Consider the following 14289-nt stretch of genomic DNA (forward strand, 5'->3'; position numbering starts at 1 on the left):
CGGCTCCACCAACCCCGGCCGACGAGCGTGAAGGCGCGGAGCGGCTTCACGGACCCAGGGCGAACGAGATGTCCGCGGCGCTCTTGCGGACCAGATCGATGATCGTCTCCCGCACTGCGACCGGGCGGGCGGCGCTCGCGGACGGACAAGGAGTCCCGCATCCGGGTGAACCTGACTCTCCGGACTTTATGTCAGTTTGACAGTAATGTACCTTCCGATCTCGTGGTCGAAGATTCGTGGTCGCCGCCGGAAGTTCTGGTCACGGTAGACCTGGTGATCCTCACGCTGCGGGAGGCACAGCTTCAGGTGCTGCTCGTGGAGCGCGGAGTCGAGCCGTACCGGGGGGCGCGCGCGCTTCCCGGCGGCTTCCTGAACAACGCCAGGGAGGACATCCTGGATGCCGCTCATCGCGAGCTGCGGGAGGAAGCGGACCTCGACGGCGCGCAGCTGCACCTGGAGCAACTCGGCACCTACGGTGCGCCGTCACGTGATCCGCGTGGCCGGGTGATCTCGGTGGCCTACCTCGCGATCGCCCCGGGCCTTCCTGAACCGGTCGCGGGCACGGACGCGGCGGAAGCCGGTTGGGTGCCCGTCGAGGAACTGCTCACCGGCTGGTCGAAGCTGGCCTTCGACCACCGCCAGATCCTCACCGATGGGGTGGAGCGTGCGCGGAGCAAGCTGGAGCACTCGGCTCTCGCGACCGCGTTCTGCGGCGGCACGTTCACGATCGCGGAACTTCAGCAGGTCTACGAAGCGGTCTGGGGCGTCGAACTCGACCCCCGGAACTTCTACCGGAAGATTCAGGCGGTACCCGGGTTCGTCGAACCGGCGGGCACTGATCGCAGAACCACGGGAGGACGTCCCGCTCGGCTGTTCCGAGCAGGGCCGCGAACCGTGCTGCACCCCCCGCTGGTCCGGCCCGATCGAACGACGAGCGAAGGGGAACGATGACGGACGACATGGTGGTGATACTGACCGCCCTCAACGTGGAGTACGAAGCCGTGCGGCGGAGGTTGGTCGACCTCCGAACCCACATCCACGTGCGCGGTACCCGCTTCGAGGTCGGAAACCTCGCTGCGGGAGGTGGAGTGGCGCTCGCGCTGACCGGCAAGGGCAACCACTCCGCAGCGGTCCTGGCCGAGCGCGCGATCGAGGAGTTCGAACCGGTCGCGGTGCTGTTCGTCGGTGTCGCGGGCGCGCTGTGGGATGCGACTCCGCTCGGGGATGTCGTGGTGGCCACGCACGTGTACGCCTACCACGGCGGGACCAGCGAGGACGACGGGCTCAAAGCACGGCCCAGGGCATGGGAAGCCGATCACGGGATCGGCCAGCTCGCCTCCCACATCGCCCGGACCGGGCACTGGGCTGAGGAGGCCGATCCGGGAACTCGGCTACCCAGTGTCCACTTCGGTCCCATTGCCGCTGGCGAGGTCGTGCAGAACTCGGGGATCTCCGCCGAGGCGGAATGGATCCGGCAGCACTACAACGACGCCGTGGCGATCGAAATGGAATCCGCCGGCGTCGCCCAAGCCGGACACCTGGCCGGTTCCCCGGTGGCCATCGTGCGCGGCATCAGCGATCACGCCGACGGGACCAAGAACACCGACGACGACGGCAGATGGCAACCACGGGCCGCCAACAACGCGGCAGCGTTCGCGAACCGACTAGCAGACGAACTCATCGGAGAACAGGAGCACTCGACGATGCGCCACCGCGACACGGACCGCACCGGGGACGTCACCAGCATCGCCTACGGAAACGTCGGCATCCAGGCCCGGGACGTCAGCAATAGCTCCGTCTGGATGGGCACTCCCGGGCCTACCTCGCCCACGCCCGATCTCGCCGCCCAACTGGCAGCCGTGCGCGAGGAACTGGCCCGCGCGCGATCGAGCGGGCGGCTCGACTCGCCTACCTGCGATGCGGCGCAGGACGAGCTCGACCTCGCCGGCAAGGCCTTGGAGGAGAACACGCCCGACGCCAAGAGCAAGTCCGTCCTCGCGCTCAAGCGACTGCGCGGCTTGATCGACGAATCCGCCGAGATCGCGGCCAAGGTCGCCGCGCTCATCACCGCCGTGAGCGGGCTGTCGTGAGCGACGGCCACACGAAGAACACCGCGGAATCCGGCTCGTTCGTGGGGATCCAAGCCGAGGAGGTGCACAACTCGACCGTGTACCAGGTGCTTCCCGGGGACCCGCCCGAAGTGAAGTACCAGGTCGGTCTGCGGTACCTGAATGACGGCGTCCCGTCACGGGCACGGGACCTGATCACCGAAGCCATTACCCGGAACTACGAGAACGCCGAAGTGCGGTTCCACTGGGTGCTGGCCATGCTCAGCAAACGCTCGTACCGCGACCTCACCGCCGAGGAACGAGCCCAACTGGCGCGTCTACCCGACCACCTCGCCAAGTATTCGGACAGCGAGTGGAAACGCGCGCTGCAAGCGGTGACCGACCTCCTCGGCCCGCTCGACGGCTCCGAGAGCAACCCCAGCGGAGCGCTCGAGAAGCTGAAAGCGCTGCCTTCCCAGCAGCGCGATGCGATCGTGCGGCACTGCGATCTCGTCCTCACCGGTGGTATGAAAGATCACTTCTGGGAAAGAATTCGCCGAGAAGCGGACCGGATGAGATGCCACGACGACCGGGTCGGCCGGGTGTGGGCCTACTTCCACCCCCGCCCCGCCGGTCCTCGTGCCCGCCGCCCGACACCGAACGTCTGCACCGCTGGCGACCACTTTCGCACCGCCTTGTCGACCACTTCCTTGGCCCTCGCCATCGGTTACCTCGGCTGGCTCGTCCTGAGGCAGCCGACCCCGCTTCCGGTCATCGCTTACCTCGCTGCGCTCGCCGCAGGCTGCGGTACCGCCAAGTACGGATTCGAGTGGCACTACCGCGTGCACCGACGCAGGGCCAAAGACCGCGAGCATTCCGGGAGTTTCGGTCCGACCGAAAACGCGGGATCAAGATTCGCCAACGACGTCGATCGCTCCTTCCGATACTACTCCCACAAGTACGCCCCGAAGGGCGTGAACACCGACTTCTGGCTCCTGAGCACCAGGTCTGCTCGGGCGGCGCGGCGAAACGAGATCGTCGAGCTCTACCGCGAGAGCAGGGTCCCGCTCGGCCAGGTCAACTGGCTGATCCGATACGTGATTCGCCAAGCCCGGAAGCAGTGGCAGGACGAAACGTTGTTCGAGTACCGCGAGCGCTACCGGACTCCCCTGGCGACCAAGGCCTGGTGCTTGCTCTGCCTCGCGCTCACCGCAGCATCGATGTCCATCGTCGTCATGGCGGCATTCCTGGCAGAGCCTCTCCCCGCGGTGGGCGCCGCGCTCCTCGCGCTCGTGAGCACGCGGATCGCCGCTGCCACGTGGTCGCTCATCATGGGCGAACGCCGCCGCGTCGCTGAAGAAGAGTGGGAATACCTGCGCATCCTGGAAGAGAGGGAAGCCGAACACAGCAGGTGGAAGGGCAAGCTCGAAGCGACCTGCCCCACTGAGAACGAGATGGAAGCGTGGCTGGCGTGCGACAGGGCGCTCCTCATCGACGAAGCACTGCGCCACTACCGACTCGCCTGGCGCGACATCATCGCCCACGCCATCGTCCAGAGTCCGGCGAAGAACAGCAAACGAGCCCACGTCCCAGGCGGTCCTTGGCGCTACTCCATGTACGACCTGCACCTGTTCCTCATCACCTCGGACGGCGTTCGAGAGCTCACCAGGCAGCTCGACTTCGAAAGCGCATCGTTCCACGGACACGAGCGGGGGAACTTCCGATTCGACGCCGTCTCCTCGCTGCAGGTGGTCAAAGCCGGCGAATACGACTACACCATCGACCTCACCCTCACGAACGGTCCTTCCCGGACCATCCGCGTCGCAGAACCGGAGCAGAGCGCTGAGCTCAGCACCGAGGGCGAGGCAGGCCTGTCCGAAGTAAGCCTCGACTCCGCTGGTTTCACCCACGCCCTGCACGTGCTGGAGGGCATCGCAGCCGAAGGCAAGGCATGGCTCGAACGCACCGACACCCGGAAAGTAGCGATCGATGCCGACACCACGAGCCTGGTGCCCCTCACCTAGCATCCGGGAAGCTGCAGCGAGCCATCCTGGCAGCTTTGCGAGGTGCTGCGCGAATCGGTCGCTGTCGACCAGGTGGTCGGCATCGGGAGCGGCTGCGGTGGCGGACCGCTCGGTCGAGTCGTTGAGCTCACCGCGGGCGGCTTGCCCTCGCTGGGTCAGCGGAAACCGTCCGCGTCGGGTTGTGGCCCCGGGCGAGCTTCTGTCCGGCCGGTCTCGCGCCCCGTACGCAGCACCTCGTGGAGCCACGTCGGGCTGTTGGTGCTCGCCGTGGCACGTGCACAAGGGTCGGTGGACTGCCCGCGGTCGTTGCCGGGTACTCCGCAGTCGCACTGTGGTTATCGCTTCCTTGAGCGATCTCGGACAACCGGAGGCGGGCACCGTGTCGCAACCCGGCAACCCCGCGAGGTGGGAACGGATGAGCACCCGTGACCGTTCGGCGCCTCGGAGCGCTCCGCAACCGGATGGCTACCTGGTGCGGTTCACCGACACGCCCCAGGGCCGTATGCGCAGCCGGACGTTGGGACCCACCAGGGACGAGGCGCCGCACGTCGTTGCGGTCCAGGGGATGGCGGTGTCGGAGTACCTGCTGCCCGCACTCACCGCGCTGAGCGACCGAGCCCGGACGCACTTGGTGGACCTGCCGGGGCTCGCCGGTAGCGGGCCCGCGACGGAGCTGCTCGACGTACCGGGCTACGCCGCCGCCGTGACCGCCTGGTTGGATGCCGCGGACCTGCCGCCGGTCGTGCTGGTCGGGCATTCGAGCAGCACCCAGGTCGTCGCCCGAGTCGCCGTGGAGCGTCCGCGGCGGGTGCGCGCACTGGTGCTGGCGAGCCCGACGGTGGATCCGGCGGTCCGGTCGTGGCCACGCCTGATCCTGCAGTGGCGCCGGGACTCGCGCTACCCTCTGCCCGGGTTGCAGCAGCAGCACACCCCCGAGTGGGTACGTGCGGGCGCGCGCCAGTTGCGCAACCTCGTGTCGGTACACCTGCGTGATCACCTCGAGGACGTGATCGGCGCGGTGCGTTGCCCGGTGCTCGTCCTGCGCGGCGAGCACGACGAGGTTTCGACCGAGTCGTGGGCGCGGTCGCTGGCCGATCTCGCCCCTGAAGGGAGGTTCGAGGCCGTGCCCGGACCGCACACGTTCGTCTGGAGTCACCCGGCGGCGTGGTGCACGCCGATCCACGACCTCATCTCGCGGGCATGGGACGCGCCGGCGCAGGGGTGAGGCCGCAGCAGGCCGTCGCCGCCTTCGATTCCGCGTCGGCGATGCTGCGCGTGCTCTCCCGCCATCTGCACGGCGACAGCAGCCCCACCTTGGGGCTCGGGCCGACCGCGCGGCTGGCGGGACCTGTTCTCCTGCCCTGGGTGAACCGGCTCCCCGCCGCCTTGCGCGAACGGGCGTACGCGTGGTCCGGTCAGCTCGAAGCCGTCGGCCAGGACCGGCTTGGCCATGTCGACATGGAGGACGTGGCGCGCTGGGTCGCCGGGCACTACCCGCGCGGCCGAGGTCCCGCGGTGATGATCGGCTCTACCTCGGGTGCGAGCATCCACCTCGCCGCGCTCGCCGGCGTGCCGTGGTTGCCGCAAACCGTGCTCGTGCCGGTCCGGCATCGCGGGCTGCACCCGGACGAGCCCAGAGCCGCCGTGGGCGGCCTCGCGTCCGCCCGCGCCGCCATCCTCACCGCCAACCCGACCGTCGGTCTGCACCACATGCACGATGCCAACCAGGACCGGCTGATGATCCGGCGGATGGCGTACTTCCGGTTGAAGTACCGGCGGCTTCCCGCCGCGTATGCCGACTTCCTCCGCGCCCGGCTGCAGCCGGGCGGCACCGTGCTCGTCGCCGACTGCGGTCAGCGCTGGCCCACGACGGCCACCGGGGAGCGGCAGGTGTTCCAGCACGGGGCCGTCGGCGGGCTCACCGCCGAGGAGTACGCCGAGGGCGGGCCCCGCGTCGCTCGCTTCCTCGCCCAGCAGGGCTCACCGTGCTCCCGCTGGGACGCACCGCCCCCCGACACCTCCAGCCCCGAGGCCGAATGGGGCTTCGATCCCGCGCTCCTGCCCGATCTCGCCCGGCTGTGCGAGCAGGAGGGATGGCGGCTCGAACGGCTGCGGTTCGAGCACCCCGACACCCTCAGCGCACCGGTCGCGAGGATCTACCGGGACTGGTTCGCCGAGCGCGGTATCGCCCCGGACCGATTGCTCGTCGGCTGCTTCGCCCTGCTCGACGTGCACCTGCCGCTGCGGCAAGGGCGGGTCCCCTACTGGACGACGTTCGGCACCCGCTCAGCGCGCGACACGCTCCTCGACCACCTGGCCGACGGACCGGACTACGACGAGATCGACCTCGGGCTCTTCTCGCACGGCACCTGCTCGGCCGGCCTGGCGAACATCGAGGACTGGGACGAGGTCCTGCGCCTGGCCCGCCATCGAGGTGACTACTGCGGAGTCGACCGCGACGTGTATCCCCAGGACTTCGCCAGCAACGTCAGGTTCCACGCGCAGCTCGCCGCCCGGGGCCCGGCGGCGCCTGTTCCCCACCCGGCACCGTGGGAGTGGGTCCGGCGGAGTCTGCAGCAATTGCCCGATCCAGCCGTGACCTACCTGGTCGAGGACAGCGCGTAGCGGCACGGGAGCGACCGGCCGAAGCCGTGCCGCTGATTCCGGCGGACGCGACAGCCACCGGCGCACGCGGGCAACCGACCCCAGCTCCTACGCCACCACGTGGCTCGCTCCGCGACTCCCCGACTTCCTGCACGCCCACCCGGACATCGACGTGCGCCTGATCTGCGCCGTCTGGTCCGAAGCGCTCACCCCCGGCGAGGTCGACGTCGACATCCACCAAGGACGCGGTCCTCGGACCGGTGTCCACAGTGAACTTCTGCACCACGACGATGCGGTGATCGTCCACGGTTCCGAGCACCTCCACCGCTACGGTCCCGTCCGCTCCATCGACGACCTCGCGGACCGCCCCAGGATCCAGATCCTCGGTTTCGACGACGTCTGGCAACGCCTCCTGCCCACCGGGACACCGTCACCCGATAGCGCCACCACCGTCGACACCAGCATCAGCGCACTCGAACTCGCCGCCGCCGGCCCGGCCTGCGCGATCATCCCCGAACGGTTCGCCCGCACCGCCGTCGCGACCGGTCGGGTCAGCCTCGCCCTCGACGCGGCCTGGCCCATGCGGCAAGCCCACTACCTCGTGCGTTCCCTCGACGCACCGCCCCCATCACCGACAGCGCGCCGCTTCCTCCGCTGGCTCACCGAGATCGAGCACCAGGACGCACCCCTCGCGAAAACCGACCGCTGACCTGGCACCCGTCCGTGGCGACCTTGCGACGGTCTCGGCGGTGGTGCTCCGGTCAGGACTTGGCGGTGGAGGTGACGCCGGGGATCTCGCCGCTGCGGAACGCGTCGACGAACAGGCGGTGGTCATCGCGGACCACGTCGGCGTAGTCGAGCGCGAAGTCGCACAACCACCGGGTGAACTCCTCCCCGTACCCGTCGACGACGGCCGCGATGGCCTCCTCGGTCTGGAAGGGCACCAGCGCCTGGTCGGAGTCGGAGTCGGACACGCAGTGGATCTTGGCGATGGCGCGGCCGAGGTAGTCCAGGACGGGCGCGATCTCGGCCGGTTCGGTCAGCTCTTCCCAAGCCAGGTCGGACTCGTAGGGCGAGACCTCGTCGACGACGTAGCCGACACCGTCGATCTCGGTGTAGCCCAGCATCGGGTCGGCGTGGGCCTGCAGCGCTCGTTGGGACAGCACGGTGCGCTGCCCGTGGTGGCGGAAGTGGGTGCGGATGTCCCCGTCCGGAACGACCCGGGAAGGTGCCGCGACGTTGCCTTGCTTCATCGACACCACGATGTCGTTCTCCAGCGCCTCGTTCTCACCTTCGATGAGCACGCTGTAGGCCGGGAGCCCCGCGCTGCCGATCCCGAACCCGCTGCGCCCCACCAGGTCCTTGACCTCGTAGGCCACGTCACGCATCTTCTTGTCCTGCGGGATTGTGGTGAGGTACCGGCGGAAGGCGGCCAGGACCCGCTGGTATTCGGGCGCTTCCAGGCGGCGCACCTCGGGCCCTTCGCGGAACTTGCGGCTGTAGCCCTCGGTTTCGGTCATGCCGTCGAGCATGCTGCCGCGGGACCGCAGGCGGGCCCGCTGCAGGACCTCGTGGATGGCGCCGTCCGTGGTGTTCAGCCGCAGGGAGAACGCGGAGTCGCGCTCGCCGCGCACGAACTCGCCGACCTGGTCGAGGTAGGCGCGGGCGGCGGTCCGGACGAGATCCTCGATGTCGGCGTCCGGCAGTGCCTTGCGCCAGCCCAGCAGGGCGACGCTGGCGGCGAAGCGCTGCAGGTCCCAGGTGAAGTGACCGAGGTAGGCCTCGTCGAAATCGTTGACGTCGAACACGAGCACGCCCTCGCCGTTCATGTACGTCCCGAAGTTCTCGGCGTGCAGGTCGCCCTGGATCCACACCCGACGGGTGCGCTCATCGGCCCACGGGTCTTCGAGGCGCGCCACGTCGGCGTAGAACAGGCACGCGCTGCCCCGGTAGAACGCCCAAGGCGAGGCGGCCATCTTGCGGAACTTGGTGCGGAACGCCACCGGGGCCGCCTGCATGAGGTCCGAGAAGGCCTCCACCAGCGTGTCGACGATGAACCCTCGCCGCCGGTCCTGGTCGGCGACGCCGAGACGTTGCGCGAGCTCGGACATGACCTGGCCTTTCCCGATCGGTTCGCCCGCCGACGGTCTCGGAGTCGGCGCTAGATCATCTGTCGCTCGGCACCACGCGTGCGGCCGGAACGGTAACGCGACCGTACCCCTTCGGGTCACCACGGCCGGGCGGCCGGTGGGCGACGAGGTCGGCCACCGGCCGCGAAGATCTTCGCGGTCAACGAAGCCCTGTCCGCGATCAACCACGCACCCCTCCCCGCGCGCAACCCGACCCCGGCACGCTTCGACGTCATCGGACCTCGCCGCCGCGAACCTCAGACCCGAACGCGCTTTCCCGCCCTGGTACCGAGCCGGTGCGCGTTTCCGCTCCCAGCAGGACGATCGAGCGCTGGAAGCACTGGGGCAGCTCGTGCGAGCGGCGTTCCCCAGCGGGAACGGCCCCGTGACCTGCGAAGGCCGGACGCGGGGCCGTCCGCGTGGATCAGGGCGCGTAGGTGAGGCCGTGCCCGAACGGGAAGAGCGCGCCGTCGGTGGTCTCGGCGTAGCCCGGGGTGTCGCTGTGCTGCTCGAGCACGGCGCGCCGGGTGCCGGCGAGCGCGAACGGCATCCGGCCGGTGGGGGCGGACGCACCGCTGAGCACGTCCATCAGGGCTTCGTCGGAGGTGCCGAAGGTGGCCAGGACGGCGCCCGCGTTCCGCAGCCCGCTGGCCTGGTCGAGCACGTACGGCTGGCGGAAGTAGACGTTGAGCACCACCTTGCCGGGGTCACCGACCTCCTGCATCACCTGCTGCACCACGTCCAGCGGCGGGGTGACCTGCCACGACTCGGCCTCGGCCATGCCGGAGAAGTCCAGGGTGCCGGACTCCCACGGGTAGGGACCGCCGAAGCGCAGGCGATCATCGGTGCACTCCTGCGCGCCGTAGGCGTTGCAGGCGTCCGCGGCGCCGTAGGGGCTCTGCCCGTCCAGGCCGCGCACCCCCTCCAGCTCGATCGGGTTGATGTGCTCGGGGTCGAGCCCGGTGGCCGGGTCGTCGCTGCGGTAGTCCGAGGTGTTCGCGGCGTGGGCCGTCATGTCGATGAGCACGTGGTCGGCGCCCGCGGCGCTGGGTCGATCGGCGGCGTTGCCGTTGATGACCTGGTAGCCGTAGCTCTCCACGACGGCGGGGTCGATGCCGCCCAGCACGTAGACCGTCGAGCCCTCCGGCAGCGGGAGGGCCGACCGCCCGTCGGCGGCGGGCCGGTGCTGCAGCAGCACCGCGGATTCGCGCTGCAACTGCCGGGCGGTCTCTTGGTGCTCGGGGTTGCCGACGATGCCGTTGGCGGCGGAGGCGTCCACGTAGGGGTCCTCGAACAGACCCAGCCGGAACAGCGGCATCAGCAGCCGGCGGGCCGCCTCGTCGATCCGCTCCTCGGTGACCAGGCCGTCCGCGACCAGGCCGGTGATCACGCCGACCTCGTCGAACCCGGACAGGGTGTCGGTCCCGGAGTTGATCGCCGCAGCGATCCGTTCGGGCACGGAGGCCTCTTCGAGACCCCACGCCCGGTCGTTGATGATGCCGGTGTCGGAGTTGACGTAGCCCTGGAAGCCGAGCTGCTCCCGCAGCAACCCGTCGATCGTCTGCTCGCTGAAGGCGAAACCGATCTGGTCGTAGGCGACGCCCTCGTGGGTGACGTCCACCGGCACGCCGTAGTAGGGCATGATCGAGGACACCCCGGCCTCGATGGCCGCCTCGAATGGCCGGAGGTGCGCGCCGAACGCACCACCCGGGTAGACCTGGGTCTTGCCGAACGCGTAGTGGGGATCCAGCCCCAGCTCCTGCGGCCCGCCACCCGGGAAGTGCTTCATGGTCAGCGCGACCGCGCTGTCGGGCGACAGCGACACGCCACGGCGGTCGACCTGGCCTTGCAGCGTCCCCACCAGGGTGGTCATGATCTGCGCGGCCAGGTCGGGGTCCTCGGTGAACGTCTCGTGGGTGCGGTACCACCGCGGCTCGGTCGACAGGTCGGCCATGTAGCCGTACATGCCGCGCAGCCCGATCGCCTCCCACTCGGCGGCCATCACCTCGGCGAAGTCCTCGACCGCGGACATGTCACCGGTCGTCGGCCGCTCGCCCGCGGCGGCTTGGCGGCCCAGCGCCGCCGCGGCGATGCCCGCCTCCTTGGGGAAGGCGGTGAAAGCACCGCTCGACTCGTTGATGCCCTCCCGGGCATCGGCGTCGATGTGGTTGCGCGCGTTGGACTTGTACAGCACCGGGATGCCGAGCCGGGTGGACTCGCTGCGTTCCTGGATGGTGTTCATGTGGGTCGCCGCTTGCTCCGGCGAGATGGTGGCGCCTTCGCCGGGCTCGCACCGCTGCCGCCCCTCCCGCACCACCTCGTTGCGGAAGACGAACCGGTGCATGTGCTGGGTGTGCTGGTAGTCGTCGGCCAAGCCGGTGTCGACCGCGCCGCCGCAACCGGCGTTCAACGTGTCGATCAGCATCAGCCCGGCCTTCTCCGCCAAGGTCATCCGCTGGAGGAGGTCCTGGGCGCGCACCTGCGGGGGCAGGTGCCAGTTCTCGTACGGGTCCACGCCGCCGTTGGCGTTGAGATCGCGGAAGCGCTGGTTGCCGCGCTCGATGACGGGCTTGTCCCTGGCTTCGACCTCGGGGACGTCCTGACCTGCTCGCTCGGACGCGTCCGGCGACGACGCGAGTGCGCCACCCGGCAGCATGGCCGGAACCGCGAGGACCGCCGCGAGTGCGGCGACCGCCGGCCCAGGAGGAAATTTGCGGTGACGTCTCAATTCCTGACTCCCTTGTCCGAATTGGATGTTCATCGTGCGGCCGGGCGGACATCACCTCCCACTACCGGCGGCACCACGCGCCGTTGACCGGAGTCACATGGTTCTCGCGCGGCTGCCCGAGGGGCAACGCGTTGCCGCTTGTTGTCACGGCGCGGCACTGCTGCGCGGCGGCGGACGGGCCGCGTGCGGCAATTGATGACAACCACGTGCCATGGCCGTGCGCCCCCGGCTACGATCGCCGGTTCTGCGGAAAGGGACTTCCGGCACGAGGACGATCGCTCGCCGCACTCGTGCTCGCCACCCGCAACGGCGTCGCGATCGCAGTTCCGGCGCCGGCGGCCCCGCCCCCGGCTCCAGTCCGCACCCTCCCCGGGGCGACGCCCACCAGGACCGGAGGCGCGGGCGACGGCCGACCTCGGGCGGCGGTAGTGTCGTGCCGATGCCCGGCGACCGGTCGACCGGGGCGGAGCCGGAACGGATGCGGGAAGGGAGCAGTGTGGGCGAGCGGATGCAGATCGGTGAGGTGGCCGAACGCACGGGGCTGTCCCTGCGCACGATCCGCTACTACGACGAGGTCGGACTCGTCGTGCCCAGCGCCCGCAGCCAGGGCGGCTTCCGCCTCTACACCGAACCCGACATCGACCGGCTGCAGTTGATCAAGCGCATGAAACCGCTGGGCTTCCAGCTCGAGGAGATGCGGGACCTGCTGGCCATCCTCGACCCCACGCCCGACAGCCCCGCGATCGAGGATCCCGAGGCGCGCCTGGCGGAGTTCAGCGCCACCGCCGAGAACGCCTGCGAAGACCTGCGGGCGAGGCTGCGCATCGCCGAGGAGTTCGCCGCCACGATCCGCGGCCACCTCGAAGCGGGCCGCTGAACCGCACCCAGCGCCCCCGACGTCCGCGGGTGGACGTGATCCGGCACTCATTTGCTCCCCGCCCCTCCAAGCCTCCCACCCCCTCATTTAACGTAAGGGGAGAGTTGCGGGCCATCGCGGCCACCGATACCGCGACCGAGCCCGGGGGTCACCGACGTCCCCGACTCCGATCACGAGCCGAGGAGCGTCCATGTCCGCCGAGCAGGCCGCGGTGATCTGACCGCCCGCCGCGCCGTCACAGCCGACGGCTCCTCCGCAGACGACTTCAGCGCCGCAATTCCCACCGCGTTCCGCCGCGCCGCCGCGGTGGTCCTTTCGCGCCGCGATGCGGCGCCCGAGCATGTCAGGTTGTTCCGTGTCGAATCCTTCGCCCCCGCCCCTCGCACGCCTGCGGCCGGGTAGGCCGTCCTGGCTCAGCCCCAAGGTCGCCCGCACCGAGATCCTCGGCGGGCTCGTCGTCGCCCTGGCGTTGATCCCCGAGGCCATCTCGTTCTCGATCATCGCCGGTGTCGACCCCAGCGTCGGCCTGTTCGCCTCGTTCACGATGGCGGTCGTCATCTCCGTGGTCGGCGGGCGCAGCGCCATGATCTCCGCCGCGACCGGCGCCATAGCGCTGGTCGTCGCCCCTTGGCCCGGGAGCACGGGTTGGGCCACCTCGTCGCGGCGGTGATCCTGGGCGGCGTCTTCCAGGTCCTCCTCGGTTCGCTCGGGGTGGCCCGGCTGATGCGGTTCGTCCCGCGCAGCGTCATGGTCGGCTTCGTCAACGCCCTGGCCATCATGATCTTCATGGCCCAGGTCCCCGAGCTGATCGACGTGCCGTGGCAGGTCTACCCGCTGTTCGCCGCCGGGCTCGTGATCATGGTGCTGTTCCCGAAGCTCACCAAGGTGATCCCGGCACCCCTGGTGTCGATCGTGGCGCTGACCTCGCTGACCATCGCGGCCGGCATCGCCGTGCCCACCGTCGGCGACAAGGGCAATCTGCCCTCCTCGGTGCCCGTGCCCGGGGTGCCCGACGTCCCGTTCAGCCTGGACACCCTGGCGCTGATCGCCCCCTACGCGCTGGCCTTCGCCCTGGTCGGGCTGATGGAATCGCTGATGACGGCCAAGCTGGTCGACGACATCACCGACACCCGCTCGAACAAGACCCGCGAATCCATCGGCCAGGGCATCGCCAACATCGTCACCGGCTTCTTCGGCGGCATGGGCGGCTGCGCGATGATCGGCCAGACCATGATCAACGTGAAGACCTCCGGGGCGCGCACCCGCCTGTCCACGTTCCTGGCCGGGGTTTTCCTCATGGTCCTGTGCATCGCGTTCGGGCCGCTGGTCTCGCAGATCCCGATGGCCGCGCTCGTGGCGGTGATGGTGCTCGTCGCCTTCGGCACCTTCGACTGGCACAGCATCGCCCCCACCACCCTCAAACGGCTGCCCACCGGTGAGATCCTCGTGATGATCGTGACCGTGGCCATCGTCGTGGCCACCGACAACCTCGCCATCGGCGTGGTCGTCGGCACCCTCACCGCGATGGTGATCTTCGCCCGCCGCGTCGCCCACCTCGCCGACGTCACGGCGATCACCGACCCCGACGGCGGCCAGGTCGTCTACCACGTCACCGGCGAGCTGTTCTTCGCCTCCAGCAACGACCTGGTGTACCGGTTCGACTACTCCGCGGACCCGGACAAGGTCGTCATCGACCTCACCGACGCCCACATCTGGGACGCCTCCACCGTCGCCACCCTCGACGCCATCACCACCAAGTACGAGGCCAAGGGCAAGTCCGTCGAGATCGTCGGGCTCAACGAGCACAGCGCCGCCATGCACGGCAAGCTCACCGGCGAACTCGTCGGCAGCCACTGACGGCACGCGGCGCGGGTCCACC

General features: G+C 69.6%; 8 protein-coding genes and 2 pseudogenes. 8 read left to right on the plus strand and 2 right to left on the minus strand.

What is annotated here, in order from left to right:
• Nucleotides 1–222 precede the first annotated feature (222 nt).
• The 6 genes and pseudogenes from ACQP0T_RS16875 to ACQP0T_RS16900 all read left to right on the plus strand — a co-directional run.
• Nucleotides 223–951 (plus strand): NUDIX hydrolase, encoded by a 729-nt coding sequence (locus ACQP0T_RS16875; protein ID WP_433868926.1) that lies wholly within the window; start codon nucleotides 223–225, stop codon nucleotides 949–951.
• Nucleotides 948–2090, plus strand: a complete 1143-nt coding sequence (locus ACQP0T_RS16880) for a purine phosphorylase (protein WP_433868927.1) — start codon at nucleotides 948–950, stop codon at nucleotides 2088–2090. Before ACQP0T_RS16875 ends, ACQP0T_RS16880 begins: the two co-directional genes overlap by 4 nt.
• Nucleotides 2087–4072: a hypothetical protein gene (locus ACQP0T_RS16885; RefSeq protein ID WP_433868928.1), complete on the plus strand. Its 1986-nt coding sequence runs from the start codon at nucleotides 2087–2089 to the stop codon at nucleotides 4070–4072. The genes ACQP0T_RS16880 and ACQP0T_RS16885 overlap by 4 nt, the downstream gene beginning before the upstream one ends.
• Before the next feature lie 415 nt (nucleotides 4073–4487).
• A complete protein-coding gene (locus tag ACQP0T_RS16890) occupies nucleotides 4488–5297 on the plus strand; it encodes an alpha/beta fold hydrolase (RefSeq protein ID WP_433868929.1) in 810 nt (269 codons plus the stop codon).
• On the plus strand, nucleotides 5294–6697 hold the full coding sequence (locus tag ACQP0T_RS16895; RefSeq protein ID WP_433868930.1) for a hypothetical protein: 1404 nt from the start codon (nucleotides 5294–5296) through the stop codon (nucleotides 6695–6697). The genes ACQP0T_RS16890 and ACQP0T_RS16895 overlap by 4 nt, the downstream gene beginning before the upstream one ends.
• Before the next feature lie 91 nt (nucleotides 6698–6788).
• Nucleotides 6789–7385: pseudogene (locus ACQP0T_RS16900) on the plus strand (LysR substrate-binding domain-containing protein); the annotation flags it as partial.
• Nucleotides 7386–7437: 52 nt separating this feature from the next.
• Here the strand turns inward: ACQP0T_RS16900 and ACQP0T_RS16905 are convergent.
• On the minus strand, nucleotides 7438–8787 hold the full coding sequence (locus ACQP0T_RS16905) for a DUF2252 domain-containing protein (protein ID WP_433868931.1): 1350 nt from the start codon (nucleotides 8785–8787) through the stop codon (nucleotides 7438–7440).
• Nucleotides 8788–9229: 442 nt separating this feature from the next.
• Nucleotides 9230–11461: a glycoside hydrolase family 3 N-terminal domain-containing protein gene (locus ACQP0T_RS16910; protein WP_433868932.1), complete on the minus strand. Its 2232-nt coding sequence runs from the start codon at nucleotides 11459–11461 to the stop codon at nucleotides 9230–9232.
• A 511-nt stretch (nucleotides 11462–11972) separates the two neighbouring features.
• On the opposite strand from ACQP0T_RS16910, the gene ACQP0T_RS16915 reads away from it, so the two are divergent.
• Nucleotides 11973–12410 carry a MerR family transcriptional regulator gene (locus tag ACQP0T_RS16915; RefSeq protein WP_433868933.1) on the plus strand — a complete coding sequence of 146 codons (438 nt, stop codon included), beginning with the start codon at nucleotides 11973–11975 and terminating at the stop codon, nucleotides 12408–12410.
• A 340-nt stretch (nucleotides 12411–12750) separates the two neighbouring features.
• Nucleotides 12751–14267 (plus strand): annotated as a pseudogene (locus tag ACQP0T_RS16920) (SulP family inorganic anion transporter).
• Nucleotides 14268–14289 lie beyond the last annotated feature (22 nt).

The sequence above is a fragment of the Saccharopolyspora sp. CA-218241 genome, assembly GCF_050954615.1.
Classification (GTDB): Bacteria; Actinomycetota; Actinomycetes; order Mycobacteriales; family Pseudonocardiaceae; genus Saccharopolyspora; species Saccharopolyspora cebuensis.